The 15,833-nt window shown below is 39.2% G+C and carries 18 protein-coding genes; 6 read left to right on the top strand and 12 right to left on the bottom strand.

The window, feature by feature from the left end; genetic code table 11:
• Nucleotides 1–106: 106 nt before the first annotated feature.
• The gene (locus N475_RS21035; protein WP_063357846.1) at nt 107–775 is read left to right on the top strand and encodes a LuxR C-terminal-related transcriptional regulator; all 669 of its coding nucleotides are present in this window, start codon (nt 107–109) and stop codon (nt 773–775) included.
• 97 nt (nt 776–872) lie between these two features.
• On the opposite strand, the gene N475_RS21030 is transcribed toward N475_RS21035, so the two are convergent.
• Entirely contained in the window at nt 873–1,235 is a 363-nt protein-coding gene (locus N475_RS21030) for a winged helix-turn-helix transcriptional regulator (protein ID WP_063365904.1), read from the bottom strand.
• Between the two features lie 119 nt (nt 1,236–1,354).
• On the opposite strand from N475_RS21030, the gene N475_RS21025 reads away from it, so the two are divergent.
• The 4 genes from N475_RS21025 to N475_RS21010 all read left to right on the top strand — a co-directional run bounded on the left by N475_RS21025 (nt 1,355) and on the right by N475_RS21010 (nt 5,109).
• Nucleotides 1,355–1,936, top strand: a complete 582-nt coding sequence (locus tag N475_RS21025; RefSeq protein ID WP_063365903.1) for an NAD(P)H-dependent oxidoreductase — start codon at nt 1,355–1,357, stop codon at nt 1,934–1,936.
• Nucleotides 1,937–1,946: 10 nt separating this feature from the next.
• Nucleotides 1,947–2,492, top strand: a complete 546-nt coding sequence (locus N475_RS21020) for a redoxin domain-containing protein (protein WP_063365902.1) — start codon at nt 1,947–1,949, stop codon at nt 2,490–2,492.
• A gap of 86 nt (nt 2,493–2,578) precedes the next feature.
• On the top strand, nt 2,579–3,202 hold the full coding sequence (locus N475_RS21015; RefSeq protein WP_063357842.1) for an NAD(P)H-dependent oxidoreductase: 624 nt from the start codon (nt 2,579–2,581) through the stop codon (nt 3,200–3,202).
• Complete coding sequence (locus tag N475_RS21010; RefSeq protein WP_063357841.1) at nt 3,199–5,109, top strand: monovalent cation:proton antiporter-2 (CPA2) family protein; 1,911 nt, start codon at nt 3,199–3,201, stop codon at nt 5,107–5,109. The genes N475_RS21015 and N475_RS21010 overlap by 4 nt, the downstream gene beginning before the upstream one ends.
• Before the next feature lie 44 nt (nt 5,110–5,153).
• Here N475_RS21010 and N475_RS21005 read toward each other — a convergent pair whose 3' ends face one another.
• Both N475_RS21005 and N475_RS21000 read right to left on the bottom strand, forming a co-directional pair.
• Entirely contained in the window at nt 5,154–5,558 is a 405-nt protein-coding gene (locus N475_RS21005) for a hypothetical protein (protein ID WP_063357840.1), read from the bottom strand.
• Between the two features lie 231 nt (nt 5,559–5,789).
• Nucleotides 5,790–6,089 (bottom strand): DUF3088 family protein, encoded by a 300-nt coding sequence (locus tag N475_RS21000; RefSeq protein WP_063357839.1) that lies wholly within the window; start codon nt 6,087–6,089, stop codon nt 5,790–5,792.
• Nucleotides 6,090–6,592: 503 nt separating this feature from the next.
• Here N475_RS21000 and N475_RS20995 point away from each other — a divergent pair.
• Complete coding sequence (locus N475_RS20995; RefSeq protein WP_063357837.1) at nt 6,593–6,970, top strand: hypothetical protein; 378 nt, start codon at nt 6,593–6,595, stop codon at nt 6,968–6,970.
• A 123-nt stretch (nt 6,971–7,093) separates the two neighbouring features.
• Here the strand turns inward: N475_RS20995 and N475_RS20990 are convergent, their stop codons facing one another.
• The 9 genes from N475_RS20990 to N475_RS20950 form a co-directional block, all read right to left on the bottom strand.
• Nucleotides 7,094–7,687, bottom strand: a complete 594-nt coding sequence (locus tag N475_RS20990) for a hypothetical protein (protein WP_155732609.1) — start codon at nt 7,685–7,687, stop codon at nt 7,094–7,096.
• A 329-nt stretch (nt 7,688–8,016) separates the two neighbouring features.
• Nucleotides 8,017–8,745 (bottom strand): class I SAM-dependent methyltransferase, encoded by a 729-nt coding sequence (locus N475_RS20985; RefSeq protein ID WP_063365900.1) that lies wholly within the window; start codon nt 8,743–8,745, stop codon nt 8,017–8,019.
• Nucleotides 8,746–8,923: 178 nt separating this feature from the next.
• Nucleotides 8,924–9,529, bottom strand: a complete 606-nt coding sequence (locus N475_RS20980) for a hypothetical protein (RefSeq protein WP_155732608.1) — start codon at nt 9,527–9,529, stop codon at nt 8,924–8,926.
• Between the two features lie 88 nt (nt 9,530–9,617).
• On the bottom strand, nt 9,618–9,956 hold the full coding sequence (locus tag N475_RS20975; protein ID WP_063357833.1) for a hypothetical protein: 339 nt from the start codon (nt 9,954–9,956) through the stop codon (nt 9,618–9,620).
• 199 nt (nt 9,957–10,155) lie between these two features.
• Nucleotides 10,156–10,524, bottom strand: a complete 369-nt coding sequence (locus tag N475_RS20970; protein ID WP_063365898.1) for a hypothetical protein — start codon at nt 10,522–10,524, stop codon at nt 10,156–10,158.
• Between the two features lie 165 nt (nt 10,525–10,689).
• Complete coding sequence (locus tag N475_RS20965) at nt 10,690–12,219, bottom strand: leucyl aminopeptidase family protein (protein ID WP_063365937.1); 1,530 nt, start codon at nt 12,217–12,219, stop codon at nt 10,690–10,692.
• Between the two features lie 221 nt (nt 12,220–12,440).
• A complete protein-coding gene (locus tag N475_RS20960) occupies nt 12,441–13,403 on the bottom strand; it encodes a hypothetical protein (RefSeq protein WP_063365897.1) in 963 nt (320 codons plus the stop codon).
• A 250-nt stretch (nt 13,404–13,653) separates the two neighbouring features.
• Complete coding sequence (locus N475_RS20955; protein WP_063365896.1) at nt 13,654–14,385, bottom strand: carbon-nitrogen hydrolase family protein; 732 nt, start codon at nt 14,383–14,385, stop codon at nt 13,654–13,656.
• A gap of 207 nt (nt 14,386–14,592) precedes the next feature.
• Nucleotides 14,593–15,471 carry an alpha/beta hydrolase gene (locus N475_RS20950; protein ID WP_063365895.1) on the bottom strand — a complete coding sequence of 293 codons (879 nt, stop codon included), beginning with the start codon at nt 15,469–15,471 and terminating at the stop codon, nt 14,593–14,595.
• Nucleotides 15,472–15,833 lie beyond the last annotated feature (362 nt).

The raw sequence follows: 15,833 nt of genomic DNA, 5'->3' as shown, positions 1-15,833 counted from the left end.
TCGTGCGATTAATTAAATGGAAGACCGTCAGAACAAGATCGGATTTATTCATAGAAGCGATTATCCGATGTGCCTTTTGAGATCGTATTTGTAAAGGAGAATGCATATGTTTTTGGGTTGCACAAAAGAACTATCTAGCGTATTGAAAGCAATCGAATTGTTGAAAACTTCAATTTTTGAACACTCATTAGATGGAACAATATTTCAAGAAGCGATGTCGTTCGCAGAGTCGGATGAACTTTATTTAGCATTGGTTGATAAAACAAGTTTAGAGGTTAAAACCGAGTATTTGCACTCATTTCCCGAACTCTTCAAGGAGGATGTATTAACGCTCGCTCGCCTCAAACAATTCAAGAATCTTAATTTGTTAAAAAGCCTTTGTAAGGATAGAAACCCACTGTCTGATATCACCATTTACGACTTGGACAATCCTAACTCTAAATACCTTACACTGGTGGCATTTAACAATAAACGGTCGAACCGCAGCGCTCCCGCTTCCTACTTAATTGAACTTATCCTACCTTATTTACACAAGGCATTGGTTGCCCGCTACCAATCAGACAAAACCAGTAGATCTCCAATAAAGACACTAACTAGCCGGGAAAAAGAAGTCCTTGATTGGATTTCGTCAGGTAAAACAAATGGCGAAATTGGCATGATTTTGGGCATTAGCCAATATACCGTCAAGAACCACGTAGCTAAGATTCTTGAAAAGCTCAATGCACCTAACCGTTCAGCCGCTATGGCTCTAAGCAAAGAGCTAGGCCACAGATAAACTTTTGCAGCCCTTAGCCATGAAAATACTCATGTATTACCTCAAACAGAGGGTTACATGAGTATCGAAGGACCATTTTATGATATTGATTATAATTTTACAGCTTAATTTCGTTTGACTCGGACCACTCTCGTAGCAATTCCAAGATTCCTAAAGCAGATCGGCCAAATTCGGTTAATTCGTATGTTACAGCAACTGGCCGTTCGCTAATTACCTTTCTTACAACCATACCTTCTTGCTCAAGCTCTTTAAGCCGTTGATCTACCATTTTCTTCGTTGCACCGCCTAGTAGTCGTGTTAAGTCGTTAAAACGAACTGGCTCATCTTTCAAATGATAAATAATTGACCCCTTCCACTTGCCCCCAATTAGTCGCATTCCTTTTTCTATTGCACAAGGTTCATTACAAGCGTTTAAAACTTTTTTCCTACCTTTACTATCTGTTTCTATTGAACTTTTCATATTTTAATCAAAAAAATAATTAGGTTACCAAAAGTATACTAATTGATATCACACACAAGGTTCCTAAAATATACCACAAATACCTTTTTGGATAAATCCACACATTGGGAAACACAAATATGAACAATGTACTCATCATAAACGGGCACCACTACTACCCTTTTTCCGAAGGAAAACTTAATGCAACGCTCGTAGATAGAGCGGCCACATTTTTTAAAGAGAAAGGCCATTCAGTTCGAGTGGTAACTATGAAAGACAAAGTTGATATCGAGCAAGAGCTTGAAAATCACAAGTGGGCCGACTTTGTGTTGTTTCAATCACCAATTAATTGGATGGGCGTAACTTGGTCGTTTAAAAAATATATGGACGAGGTTTATACAGCGGGTATGGCCGGTTCGTTGTGTCATGGCGATGGCAGAAATAAACAACACCCAAAAAAGAATTACGGCCGCGGAGGAGTGTTAACACATACCAAATATATGTTTTCTGTCACTCTAAATGCACCTGAGGAAGCATTTAATGATAAAAATGAGTTTTTCGATGGCAAATCTATAGATGATCTACTATTCCCTATGCATATGAATTTTAAATTCTTTGGAATGGCCTCCTTGCCATCATTCGCATGCTACGACGTTATGAAAAACGCAAATATTGAAAAAGATCTAAATCGATTTGAAGCACATTTAACACAGTTATTTTAAGGAAAGTATCATGTCTAAAATTTATACTAACAAACTTCACCCAGGCGTTACCTTTCCAAAAGTAGCATTATCACTTATGAGTGGTGAGCAACGAATATTGGGTAAACCACAAAATGGGCTAGATTGGCAGCTTGTATTGTTCTATCGAGGTCAACATTGTCCCCTTTGTACTAAGTACCTCAACCTATTGCAAACCTATAAAAACAAACTAGTAGAAATTGGCGTAGATATTATTGCTGTATCTGGTGATAGTAAGACACAACTTGAGAGTCATCTTGAAAAGGTTCAAGTAGACTACCCCATTGCTTATGGACTTACTGTTGAACAAATGAAAACTTTCGGACTATATATTTCCGATCCTCGTTCAGAGCAGGAAACTGACCACCCGTTTGCAGAACCAGGACTATTTGTCGTGAACTCGGACGGTGACATTCAAGTCGTCGACATTTCAAACAACCCTTTCGTAAGGCCTGAATTAGAAGCATTAATAAACGGTCTACGATGGATCCGTAACCCAGATAACAATTACCCAATCCGAGGCATGCACTCTTTTTAGCTAGCCAACATTTCTAGGCGCTAAATCGCCTAAGGTAAACAAATCAGCTATTACAATGGCAGTTACTTATACAATGGCAGTCACTTATGAAAAAAAATAAAATTCTACTCTTATTTGCACATCCATCAAAGCATCGATCGGAAGTTAATGCGCCGATGTTTGACTATGCACAAACACTTGAGTATGTGACCGCCGTTGATTTGTATGCACAGTACCCAACCTACCAAATTAATATTGATAAAGAACAACAAAGGCTCAATTCACACGATGTGGTTATTTTTCAATTTCCTTTTTACTGGTACTCAACCCCTTCTATTTTGAAAGAGTGGCAAGATTTGGTACTAGAATATGGATATGCATACGGGCATGAAGGTAATGCTTTGAATGGAAAGCTTTTTATATGTGCGATAAGTGCAGGTGGCAAAGAGGAGGCATATAGAACGAAAGGCTACAACCATTTTAGCGTCCGAGAGTTGCTTCAACCTCTTGAGCAAACAGCAGATATCACTGGCATGCTGTATTTGCCACCATTTGCACTTTTTAGTAGCCGCTCAGCTCTAAGCGATGGCTCACTCGCGCAACATATTCAAAGGTGGAAATTACTATTGGAGAATTTACACCACGATAAAATCGACGCAAATTCTGTGAGCTCACTTATTACAATCAATGAGTTACTAGACTTAAGTAGCAGCGGGGAGAGCCAAATATGACTATTTATTTTATTCAAGCATTTGTTTACCTCCTCGCGGCAGTGATAGCTGTCCCACTCGCGAAAAAATTTGGCCTTGGTTCTGTACTGGGGTATCTAATAGCCGGTGTTGTCATCGGCCCAGTGACTGGAATTGTTGGGCAAGAAGCCGTAACGATTCAACACTTCGCCGAATTCGGTGTTGTTATGATGCTATTTTTAGTGGGCCTTGAATTGCAACCTCAAATGCTTTGGCAAATGCGTAATCGCTTAATCGGGCTAGGTGGCCTGCAGGTAATCGTAACAGCTCTTTTAATCAGCACCATTGCCTATTTTTTTGAACAACCTTTGTCTGTGGCACTCGCAATTGGTTTGGTTCTATCACTCTCCTCCACAGCCATCGTATTGCAAACATTTAGCGAGAAAGGACTGACCAAAACAGAGGGAGGCAAAAATGCGTTTTCAGTTCTGCTTATGCAGGACATTGCGGTGATCCCTATGCTTGCATTTATACCCATATTAGCAATGCCAGAATTAATAGCCCTAGCTGAAAATGGCAAGCAGGCAGTTGAATCACATGAACAACTTAGTCTTGTTGCTGGTTTACCGACTTGGGCTGTCGCGCTCGCCATTCTTGCAAGCATCAGTGGATTGATTGTTCTAGGGCACTATTTAAGCCGCCCGCTTTTTCATTATGTGGCGCAGTCAGGTTTAAGGGAAATTTTCGTCGCAACAGCCTTGCTCATAGTTATTGGAATCGCTGCACTTATGAGTTTGGTCGGCCTTTCACCCGCTTTAGGAACCTTTCTTGCTGGTGTAGTCCTCGCCAACAGTGAATTTAGACATGAATTAGAATCTAACATAGAGCCATTCAAAGGGTTATTGTTAGGACTATTTTTTATTACCGTTGGTGCAGGAATAGACTTTGAAATTCTCTCGAGTCAGCTATCACTTGTAATAATACTTACTCTGACTGTAATTATCGTAAAAGCCAGTGTGCTTTGGGCTTTGGCTGTCACATTTAAAATCAATAATAGTGACCGTTGGCTTTTCGCACTAAGTCTTGCGCAAGCCGGTGAGTTCGGCTTTGTGTTGCTTAGCTTCACCGTTCAAAACCACGTGATCCCCAATAATGTCGCGCAAATACTGCAGTTAGTCGTAGCGCTTTCTATGTTCCTTACCCCAGCCTTATTTATATTTTTTGAAAAGGTAATAATGCCTCGTTATCAAACACCATTAAGCTCTAAGGCATTTGATATCATAGATGAGCAAGGTAAAGTCATTATCGCTGGTGGAGGCCGCTTCGGACAGGTTGTAAATCGTTTGTTGGTAGCAAACGGTATTAAAACTGTCGTAATGGATTTAGATGCGTCACAAGTTGAGAACCTTAGAACGATAAAAATTAAAACTTTTTTTGGTGACGCTACTCGACCTGAATTGCTGCACACAGCTGGTATTGAAGACGCCAAGTCCTTAGTTATTGCTATAGACGATCGGGAAAGTACCAAAGCCTTAGTTCATTACGTTAAACACACTTACCCTCATGTCAATGTGATCACTCGCGCTTTCGATAGAGGGCACAACTACGAATTAAAAAACGCAGGTGCAGATACTATCGTAAATGAGACCTATCATTCAGCGCTAGAAGTCGGTGCAAACGCCATGACATCTCTCGGCTATCACCCATTCTTGGTTGAGCAGAAAAAACACGCATTTATCAAAACAGAACAACAGGCTTCTCAGCGTTTATATGAACAGTGGAAGCTTAGAAGTGAAGGCGAACAATATGACCACGATTATCGAAAATTATTTATGCAAATTGAAGAAGCAATCAAAGATGCAATGCAATCAGACCGCATAGATAAACACAGTCTCGATGAACGCGGCTGGACGCCACCACCTAAAGGGTATGAAAACGACTTTGATTAGTTTAACTTGATAACAGCAAAATCAATAGATGTTAACATGAACATTTAAATACAACGTACCCAAGACCCAGCTGTCAAGCCTTGTTTTGACCAGTCCCCCCTGCGCATTCTGTAAGTGTTGTCGTCTATAAACACAAACCACCAAGTTACAGGCTTTCCATTCGTCATTAAAACTGGTTGGGTACCCGGTTGTTTTTTGTACTCAATTAAAAACTCCCCATGACCGATTGATAGAATTTGAGCTGATTGAGCTTTTCCAGTGTTGTAATGCAAATACTTAGTCTTTTTATCTTCAGAGAGTGAATATTCAACCCACTTAGTTGCACATTCTTCTTTGCTGCTGCTCCATTTACCGAGCATAGCTTCTAATGGTTGAGTTTGATAATCGACGGTGTTGGCACAAGAAACCAAAAACAGAGTAATGAAACAGGAGATTATTTTTTTAAACATTTAGAGAGCACGCTTAAAGCTAAAGCTGCTAGATTATTTTTGCTAGCCGCTTCTATTTTTTTGCTAAAATTATCTACTAATTTTACCTATTAATTGATATTTATTCAACAAGCAACAAGTTAGCTTTTTAATTGTCCTTTCAATCAACTTACTCGTATTAAATAAATATATTTTAAAATCGCGTAACCAATCCAACGATAAAATTGCTGCGAGACAACACCCAGACATACTTTATGGGTGCGCCGCTGCTCCCCCAAATGTACTTGCAAGATAATTGATAATTTCCACCGGTGCTGTAATGGTTTCTCCATTTTCCAGAATCAGTACAGGCAACCACTGGTTGTCCTCCCCAAGTAATTCAACAAGTACTTCTCTAGGGCGCTCAAAATCAATTCGCTGTATATCTACCACATCATCCCAGTGCTGATTTACAGACAAAGCCCCTTCTATCATTGCACAGTGTGAACAAATCCACATTTTACCGGGGCCATCCTCAAATGGCATTTTTAAAATAAAAAGCTTTGGCTTCATTAAAGTATGGTTCCTTGAAATACAAAATCACTTAAATCGAGTTTACAACAGCGAAAGTCACACAATCCATCAAATCCATAGTGACAGGAAAAACACATTGAAACGTACAATTGCGACATCTTAAACTACTACAAAACAGTGCTAATGATGAGTGCCAATTATTTAAAATTAGCATTGATACACTCACATCTGCTATCAATTAAAAAAGCGAGTGAACTAATTGCACGCTCTATTACATTAAACCACACACTCTTGAAAAATCTAAAAAATATTACCACTTAAATCATAAAATTAATTGCAGAAATTATACATCAATAAAGCGCAATAACGAGACTGATTCAATCTCATTCAAGTTACCAAAAAACAACTTTTAAATAACCAAAAAGAAAAACTCGCAATAATTTAAATTTAAAGTTGACTAAATCAAAAATTATTTATTAACTTATTGTTGCGCCTTGCAAGATGGCGTGAAAATAAAACTGTTAACTAACAAGGAAAATAATATGAAAACTACAGTAAAAGCACTTACATTAATTGCAGGTACTCTTTTTGTTGGTCAGGCTTTCTCTGCTGAATTAGTATGTGCCGTTTACGCAAAAAGCGGCGGCAACTCTTGGGGAAATGGGACAAAAAACTGTATGGCTTTTGACTATTCGTTTGGTAACTCCACAAATGGACGCTTTTATCTAAAAAACGTAACCAAAGACATTAAAGAAGTAAGGTGGAATGGCGATGCGAGGTGCGCCTCAAGTACAAGCACTAGCTGTAATGCCACTATTCGAGCTTATAGCTCAAACACAGCTACGGCAACGATCCTATATAAAGATGGCACATGGGAAACAACAAATACTGCTCGTGCCAACTATGAAACTGGTTACTAATTAATAAGTCACCGACGATACAGTACCAGATGTTTGCAGTAGGTGCTGCTTTAACCTTTCATATTTCAATACCCAATACCAAAGATCTCACGTTTGCAAAACCCGGCTTTTTTCATTCTTTTCTTAACAGCTTTGTTTTGATAAATAACGCTTAATATCAGATAAATAAATACCACGCACAATACGAACTGAGTATTCTGAAATTACAGCGAAACTCTCCATTTCTTTTAATTCTTCTGGGGTAAAGTCTTCTATCGCATATAGCACATGCTCGTAAGAACCGTCATATTCAATCATTTTGTTTAAATGAGAGATATTACATGGGATCCACTCTGGAATATCATCGATACTGAACATTGGCAATGTTGGCTGTTCATCAATATCTAAAGCTATTTCTTTCGGGCTATACCTAGGAATGATAATTTCTTTGCCATTGGTTTTTAACATGAAAAGGTAATATACGTCTTCGGGATATGTAGAGAGTCCATAGTGACTGGTTGTATACGCGGTGACACTTTTAGATTGCATGTCTCCGTAAATTACATCCTCTACAACGATATTAAGCTTCAGTGGTGGCGGGTCTAAAGAAATACATATGTGACCTTTAGCGCATTGACTCTCTATTTCTGGTAAATATTCAGTTTTATTTATATAGCCCAGCACAATACTGAATTCAGGCTTTAAATTTAAAAAATCTGGATCCTTTGTATCTGTCACACTGGAGCAAGCACTTAACGTCAAAAACAATAAAAAAAGTAAAATTTGCTTCATAATGGTTTTAAATAAATACATAACCAAGAATTTGACTTCCTCTTTCCTGCTAGGCTTGCTATTAACTGCCTTTCACTATTTGAATCATACAGTTATGAAATATTCTACAGTGCTCAGTGTTGATTTGGCAAAAGGTGTTTTACAAGGTTTGCACATATACGAATAATGAGGCGACTTTCAAAACAAAAATGTCTAAATCTCCATTTAAAGAGTCTTTTAGGTCAAAGCTAAGAAAATTGCAATCGCGCCATTATCCACTTTTAAGCGATCTTGGCTTACACTCCATCTGTGTTTTTCTCAAATAAATAAAAACCAAAACCTAGGTGCTCTCTCCCCCACTTTAAGTAGGCATCAAGCCAAGTATCAATTTTCACTAACTTACTGGATAACTGACTATTGGTTGGATCTGCTCTTAGGTCTTGTTTCGCTATTAGCTTACGAGTCCACTCAAAGCTATCCCAATCCGTTTGACTACTTGAGGTAGCAAAAATGATGCTGAACCCTTGTTCTTTGACAAGGTCGATATTCCCTTTGTAGTCGTTATAAATAGTAACTGGCTGCCCTAAGAAGTCTAGATATGCTTGAGGTGGCACCTTTTTCCAATAGCACTCTCCGAGCAAAAACAAGCCTCCCTTTTTTAGCAATGTCCCGGCTTGCTCAGCTACATTTATCAGTTGAGTCTCGCTCACTCCGAATGCGTGAGAAGCGCCATTACAAATCAGCAAGTCATATGAATGAGAAGCAAAGTCCGATGACTCAAAACTGCGACACAAAAACTGGTAACGCATTTTATCAAACTTATTATTTGCACCATCAATCGCCCTGTCTATCAAGGCTTGGTCGACATCTACACCTATTACACTCGCATCATAAGCGGCCATCAAACTATGCAAAAATTTCCCGTTGCCACAACCTACTTCTAAAACTTGGCTATTTGACTCAAGATTTAGCAATGAAATTAGTTTTTGCTCTGCTTCAGGGCCTAGTGGGCTATTATATTCCATTTAACCATTAATCCTTTAAATCAATATTGATTACAGAGATGTCTTACTTATTATTCATTGATACGATAAACTCTTTAACTCGCTAAGTATCTAATTCATAATTTATTATGATGATCTTACATCTGATATACTATGTCGCATTATGCTCCAGTACAGTTAAATACACCTTCGATTGCAATCACTTTCGCTTTGTCTCTCTGAACTCTAATCCAAACTCACTTAGCAATTTATCTAACTTTTCTTTGTTTGCTGGGTCTAAAACTGTCGCATAAACCCACTTATAATAGCCGTTAGATGATAAATTTTGTCGCGCTTTTTCTTCACCCACCAACTCTGCCAAAGCGATATATTCTAGGTAACACACAATGATGTGGCTTAATGTACTACCCTCATCTCGACTTCCATGCGGAAATCCCACTTTGACTGTCGGAAAGTCTTGTTTGATCCGCGCCTGAAACTCTTCTATGTTAGGTTTGCCATTCACAATGACATGCCAATGAAACTGCTCATGCAAATAAGTAGAGAGTAACTTTACTCTGTCTTCTAAATACTTTTTCTGCGTACTCATCGTAATAACAGGATGGCTAAACGGTACCTTTGCATTTTCATCAATCAAAACTTCTTTTGTGTAAAGCCAAGAGGTTAAATCATATTGCTTGTGTAAAGATAGCAAGTCAGATTTAATTTTTTGTTCTTTGACCGTTTGATTTGCAGTAGTAATTTCAACGCTGGACGCTGATGAGAAAGAGATAAATAACGAAAGTATAAATATAATTGACTTCATAACCATTTGATAAGTTTATTTTAAATTAGTTTTAAGTTTTAACCTGAGAGTTGAAAGCAGCTCAATTCCCAGATTAAGTAGAAGTAAACTAGAACCCAACAGCAAGTTGTAATTTACATTCTTTTGTGATCATTCCATCCCAATCTAGTGCTTCATTGGCATAAACAATTATCGGGGTTTTAGATTGGTAGGCGTCTTTTATAAAACCATATAGAGCGGCATTCTTATCACTTGAACCATCTAACCAGTATCCAGATGGACACAACGCTTGCGCCTCCTCATCTTGATTTTCCAATACAAATTTAAACACACCACCAGTGTAATCAGCCCAAGTCATTAAATAGGCTATTTTCTGAGGGGCCTTTGTTTGCATGGCATAAGAATTGACAGAAAGAAACGTGATAAATATAGCAAATAAAACCTTCATTTTATTATCCTTATAAGAAATGAAGGATGAATATAGCAGCAAAATAACGTACCTAAAACAACAAATTTCTATATTCAAAAAAAGTATTAAATAAATTATAGAGCCCACCACAATATACCCATTGCGCCATCTGGTTTTTGTGTAAACTCAATTGGGAAAAAGGGTTTGATAGGACAGGCTTTACAAATAAAATGGCTAATTAGCTACCGTAAACTTTTAGGCCATACAATAAAGGGGTATTTTCTAAACCTTTAGGGCAAGTGCCGTATGTAGAAGCATAAACCCTCTTTTTAGTAGCAAACGCCATCAACACTAGGCTTGCATTCAACTTACCTTGTTCGCTGGTAGCATCAAAGGTAAATGCATTTCTCAGAACCGTAGATGATGTACACCCGTTTGAGCCTGGGGCTATGGGTGAAGTTGAGTCACATTCCATATGTACAATCAAATATTTAGGCGCACTCATTGTGGTTGATAGATCTTTGATATTACACGAAAATGAGTTGGAAGCTAACGCCATTGGTGTCATAAATAGAAGTACTAAAGCACTCAGTAGTCTTGCAGTCATAATATCCACTTAAATAAAAAATTGCGGCGAAAACTACCACCTCTTGTGTTCAATTTAAATACAATTCACGACTCAAAGGCAAAACACAACACCTACTTTCATTGGCCACTATCAAATGGCTGCACGAGGGCCAGTGCAACCATTTGATTAATAGAGTGTAGTCAGTTACTGTCGACTTTCGCGAACCAACTGATCCAAAAAGCGTACTCCCCAACCTTGTGAACCTTTAGGTGCAACTGCTATCGGTTGATTCAACCAATCCACACCTGCAATATCCAAGTGGACCCAAGAGAGGCCCTCATCAACAAACGTTGCAACAACCGCAGCACCAATACTTGCGCCAGGGTTACCTGCACCTGAATTTTTGATGTCTGCTATATCCGACTTAATTTGTTTGAAGAAATTTGGGTGTAAAGGCAAAGGCCATACAGACTCTCCGCTGGTGTTGCCAACAGACATCATCTTCTGCGCAAGTGTCCAATCACGTGTAACCATAGCAGCATATTCATCACTGAGTGCTCGCGCAGCTGAACCTGTTAAGGTAGCAATATTGACTAACATTCTTGGCTTAAACTTATCTTGAGTGTAGCGTACAGCGTCTGCTAAAAGTAAACGCCCTTCAGCATCTGTCGATATAATTTCGATGGTAGTACCTTGCATAGTTGTTAGTACATCTCCCGGTCTGATCGCATCTTCAGCTGGCATGTTTTCCGCTAACGGCATTACACCCACAAGGTTAATATTTTCCCCACGACTTGCGACAGCTAAAAGTGTGCCTGCAACGGCTGCCGCACCTGACAAATCAGACTTCATTTGCCACATACCACTATTTTTCTTGAGGCTTATACCACCAGTATCAAAAGTAATCCCCTTACCCACAAGTGCAACTGGGGCCTCATTCCTTGCTCCTCCACGGTAGTTAATTACTAACATTCGAGGTTCGTGAATTGACCCTAGGCCAACACCTAAAATTGCGCCCATATTGCGCTTTTTCATGTCCCTAACATTAAGTACATCTATCTCAACGTTATCTATGTCATCAAATGCATCTATAACTTTGTCTACAAAACTTTGCGGGTAGATATCCTTACCTGGTTCTGATGCCATATCACGGGTTAGATGCACACCCTCAACAATAAACTTTAAGTCATCGTTGTACTTTTTGGATGCTGCTATGTGGTTGCCACTTTGTAATATCAGGTTTCGTGGCTCAGATTGACTAGACTGTGCCTTATATTTATCAAAATGATAGTCGCGAAGGCCCGCGCCCATTGCAACCCAAGCTTCAGGTGTTGCTACTTGAGTGTTTAGGCTATCTGTGATCAGCGCGAACTGTTTTTTTCCATTCGCTGGTGTGGTTGCCACAGCATAACCACCCAAATCCTGCAATTGAGATTGTTCCAATGCTTTATTGCCTGTTCCCACAACCGTGATTTGAGCAAAAGGAGCTAGTCCATAGAAAGTTTTGGTTTTACCAAATGCACTGTTAAACCCAGCGCTTTTAATTGCAAACTGGAGCTGGCCATTGGTTTTTTGATTTACTTCAGCAGACAAGCCTGAGAGTTTATTGCCATTCAAAAAGATAATCAGGTGCTTACTTTGTTCTAAGTCGAGCTTGGCGAATTGGACGTTAGGAAGTGCTTGGACTGTATTCACCAATAACAGTGTTAGCAAAGCAAAAATGAATCTAATCATGCTATTAATCCACTTAAATAAAATTGAAACCAGCAACATATATGTTGTTTTAACCGAAACAAACCTTACGATGTAAAAACGTGCACATCGGGTTTGTGCAAGGAGAGACTCTACACGCTTAGTAACAATGTAACTATTTGTTATCGATGAACGCTAGCAAATATGCTTTGTACCGACTACAAAAACTAAATAGGATTACATTAACTATGCTGTGCTTTGCACTAAACAACATAGTCTACCTGCTGGATTAAGTTTGGATTACCTTGTTCATCCAGATAAAAACCTGATTTTCTAACTGCGCCTTTAAGCTCACCTTGCTCTCTAATATTAAGTGGAGTGTCTACATTTTGCAGTGCAACTGCGCCAATGTTTGCTTCATTTAGCGTAAGTAATTTATCTTCACCTTTATTTTTAACCCATACTTTCAAACTACTAAATACTTCGTCATTTTCATCAATAAAACCATTTTTATCTTGGTCATACTTGGACAAGTCAGCAAAGCCATTACCACTTAATGCGCCGAAAAGCTCTCTGCCATCATCTATTTTATCGTTTCCATTGAGGTCTAGAGCCAAATAACCGTAACCCTCTTTAAGATAAGCAAAGCTATCGACTTGCCCATCAGCATCAATATCAAATTGCATATTCTCTCTATCTAGCTCAACAGATTTATTAGTAAAGCTGATTATTAAGGGGTCTTTCATGTTTACATTTTCAATAGTTTTTTGGTAACTGGTATGGGATTGCTCAAACATTGCTTTGAAGGCAAAGTCAATTCGTTGCCCACCTTCTAGAGTGATTTGGCCATCCAATTTTAACGCATTAGACTGGCTCTCATTTGTAAGCCGCTCAACAATGATCTGAGTTGGCGTGCTTTGCTCTGTTTCTCCCCCTTCAACGCGCTCCATAAGCCTAGACATTTCTAGATGAGAGACTTCTTTACCCACAACGTCGTCATACCATTCAACGTCTTTACCAGTTAACTTTTGTATCAGAAGTTTGAGAATGTACATTTTAGCGCTGGTTTGCATGGATAGCTCGTCCTCGCTTGGAGCGATGCTTTCCTGTACCAGTTCAGGAGCGACTGTTTCATTGGCCTCATGAATTTCAGTTCGTTTTTCATAAACATGGGTGTGTCCCTCATGCTTGTTCACTATATTGACTTGTGCACTTTCAATTTTCATACGCCCTCCTAACACATCCATGCGCTTTGTTATCGGCCAAAGCGGACAATTATTGAGCTTTAATTGAGGCAAGTAGTAGGTGTTGTCTCCTCTACAGATTCTGTTGATATCAATAGATCAAGCTTACTGCTGAACTATCTGAAGTAGGGTATTTGACACTTGGCATCTCATCACCCAAGCATCATTTATTGCAGTTGCTCCCTACTTCATTGGACGTCTTAATAGTAAAATCACAAACAAACTTCTTTGGTCAAACTTGATAGACTTTGGCTGACCAGCCTTCGTCCGTTATTTGCGCAACCACAAGTACATCGTCATCCTCATTGGCTTGAGCCAATAATTGGTCACCATACCACACTGCACTTTTACCGGCTGCTGCCAATCCTCCACTTGGCTGGTTGTAATTAGCGATTGCGACTAGCATATTGTGTTTCTTCGCATAGCTTGACCATAGGCTCGCATCTTTCGCATACCCTTGAGGGGTTACCAGTACGCCAGCGATATAGACCGTCGCTCCAAGTTCTGCACACCCTTTAGCATGAGAGGGGTTGGTGGTATCTGCACAAATAGCATTAGCAACTCTCTGACCACCCACTTCAATTAGGTGATAGGTATTGCCATTATTAAAATAGACTTCCTCTCCTTCATGAAGATGCATCTTTTCGTATACCTCGGCAGTACCATCTTTATGAATCACAAATAGGCCAATTTTAAGTGAGCCTTGTGATGTCATAGGTGCGCCAACACCCAGCGATATCTGATAGTCTTTCGCAGCCTCAAACAGAGGCTGTAAACGAACATCATCCAATTCAAAAGCAACTTCTTTTGCGACATCAAGTTCATAGCCTGTTAGAGACAATTCAGGGAAGATTAAATAACTCACGCCAAGCTTGCTGGCTTCTCGAGCATATTTTATATGGTTTTCAATATTGAGTGTAACATCACCGCGTGTGGAACAGCTTTGAGCAACTGCTAACTTCATCCTTACTCCTTATACAAATTATTAAGCCCGCCTCTATAGGAGGGCTAATCCATTCGGTTGTTCTGGTTTAACGTCTCGACTTTATCCAACTTTTCTTCTTGCATGTTCATAGCAGAGCCCCATCACTCGTGTGAAGAGGCTCAACTCAAAGAGCTATTTGGTGTGGTTAGTGATTGTATATCGCTAAAACAGTGTTATTACAATTAATCAGTCTACTGCAGAGACACCACAAGTAACTGGGTAACATGCAAATGCAGCTCTCAACCCTTTATAAAGCCCTTGATGTAACATTGACATATGGTTTTCACTTTGAAATACGTCATAAGTGCCGGTTGTTTTATCCGCCGCAAGTAACAAATGCCCTGTCCTAGCAATAGCTTGAATATGGGCTAAATAATCAGCAAAAAATTCCTTTGGTACATTATCATGATCATGTGCGGCAGCCACATAAATATTATAAGCTTTAGAGTTAAATAGAGCTGCTGACAACTCAACTTGATTAACTATTAACGCATTATCCCACCACATTGAGGGGTCTAGCGCGATGTATGATTTAAAAGTATCTTGTACGTGAGTATTTAACGCTGCGGTAATAGTAAATAACCCGCCTAACGAATGTCCTGCCAACACTCTAAAATCGTTAGTTCGGTAATTTTCATCAATAAAAGCCACCACTTCATCGTTTATAAAGCTCTGAAGTCTAGCACTTTGCCCCGTTGTATCAACGGAACTGTGGCCGTCATCGGGCACTGTTGGCGTGAGGTCTCTCGCCCTATTTTCATTGGTGTCAATTGCTACGAGAATCGCCTGAGGTATATGACCCACGATACTAGCGAACCACATGCTCTCAGCGGTAATGAATTGGTACATTTCACCGTCAGTAATGTAGACTACAGGGTACTTTTTTTGCGCATTTTCGGGTGAGTGGTACCCCTTTGGAAGTGCAACCCAAACTTTTTTGCTTTCTGGTAAAACGTTAGGGCTAAATGTGTGTTCAATTGGGTCATGGCGATATGTAAAGTTCTCATAACTCGCAAATGCCGAAAAACAGAATAGTGTTATTAAAATACCAAGTATTGCTTTCATAAAAATCTCCTTTTAATCAATCAGCAATATAGACCTTATCAATTCGATTTTGTTCAGACCGAATTGGTTGTTTTTTATTCTTCCACATGCTTTTACGAAGCTATTTATTACCAAAGTATTTTTGCCACATTTTAAACAACTCGCTATTCAAATTTTTACTAAACACTTCTAAAACGGTGATCTTTTTAGAAATCGCATAGTGTGTGGAAAAAACCAGCAGAATGGCCATAAACATATAGTTTTGCCACGCATTCAGTTCCCATTGACCAGACCAAGTTATGCTTAGGCTAGAATCAAGTGGATATAAATAGTATATGGGCCATTGGTAACCATCAGGTCCTTTTGAACTGCTTTAATTAAAC

This window comes from Pseudoalteromonas luteoviolacea DSM 6061, assembly GCF_001625655.1.
Lineage (GTDB): Bacteria > Pseudomonadota > Gammaproteobacteria > Enterobacterales > Alteromonadaceae > Pseudoalteromonas > Pseudoalteromonas luteoviolacea.
This window is presented reverse-complemented; position numbering and strand designations above follow the sequence as displayed.

Bases quoted from the DNA above. Each gene is read 5' to 3' on its own strand.
- N475_RS20995 (WP_063357837.1), top strand. From the start codon at position 6,593: ATGAAAACTACAGTAAAAGCACTTACATTAATTGCAGGTACTCTTTTT.
- N475_RS20975 (WP_063357833.1), bottom strand. From the start codon at position 9,956: ATGAAGGTTTTATTTGCTATATTTATCACGTTTCTTTCTGTCAATTCT.
- N475_RS21025 (WP_063365903.1), top strand. From the start codon at position 1,355: ATGAACAATGTACTCATCATAAACGGGCACCACTACTACCCTTTTTCC.
- N475_RS20960 (WP_063365897.1), bottom strand. From the start codon at position 13,403: ATGAAAATTGAAAGTGCACAAGTCAATATAGTGAACAAGCATGAGGGA.
- N475_RS21020 (WP_063365902.1), top strand. From the start codon at position 1,947: ATGTCTAAAATTTATACTAACAAACTTCACCCAGGCGTTACCTTTCCA.
- N475_RS21015 (WP_063357842.1), top strand. From the start codon at position 2,579: ATGAAAAAAAATAAAATTCTACTCTTATTTGCACATCCATCAAAGCAT.
- N475_RS21000 (WP_063357839.1), bottom strand. From the start codon at position 6,089: ATGAAGCCAAAGCTTTTTATTTTAAAAATGCCATTTGAGGATGGCCCC.
- N475_RS20980 (WP_155732608.1), bottom strand. From the start codon at position 9,529: ATGAAGTCAATTATATTTATACTTTCGTTATTTATCTCTTTCTCATCA.
- N475_RS21035 (WP_063357846.1), top strand. From the start codon at position 107: ATGTTTTTGGGTTGCACAAAAGAACTATCTAGCGTATTGAAAGCAATC.
- N475_RS21030 (WP_063365904.1), bottom strand. From the start codon at position 1,235: ATGAAAAGTTCAATAGAAACAGATAGTAAAGGTAGGAAAAAAGTTTTA.
- N475_RS20955 (WP_063365896.1), bottom strand. From the start codon at position 14,385: ATGAAGTTAGCAGTTGCTCAAAGCTGTTCCACACGCGGTGATGTTACA.
- N475_RS20985 (WP_063365900.1), bottom strand. From the start codon at position 8,745: ATGGAATATAATAGCCCACTAGGCCCTGAAGCAGAGCAAAAACTAATT.
- N475_RS21010 (WP_063357841.1), top strand. From the start codon at position 3,199: ATGACTATTTATTTTATTCAAGCATTTGTTTACCTCCTCGCGGCAGTG.
- N475_RS20965 (WP_063365937.1), bottom strand. From the start codon at position 12,219: ATGATTAGATTCATTTTTGCTTTGCTAACACTGTTATTGGTGAATACA.
- N475_RS20950 (WP_063365895.1), bottom strand. From the start codon at position 15,471: ATGAAAGCAATACTTGGTATTTTAATAACACTATTCTGTTTTTCGGCA.
- N475_RS20970 (WP_063365898.1), bottom strand. From the start codon at position 10,524: ATGACTGCAAGACTACTGAGTGCTTTAGTACTTCTATTTATGACACCA.
- N475_RS21005 (WP_063357840.1), bottom strand. From the start codon at position 5,558: ATGTTTAAAAAAATAATCTCCTGTTTCATTACTCTGTTTTTGGTTTCT.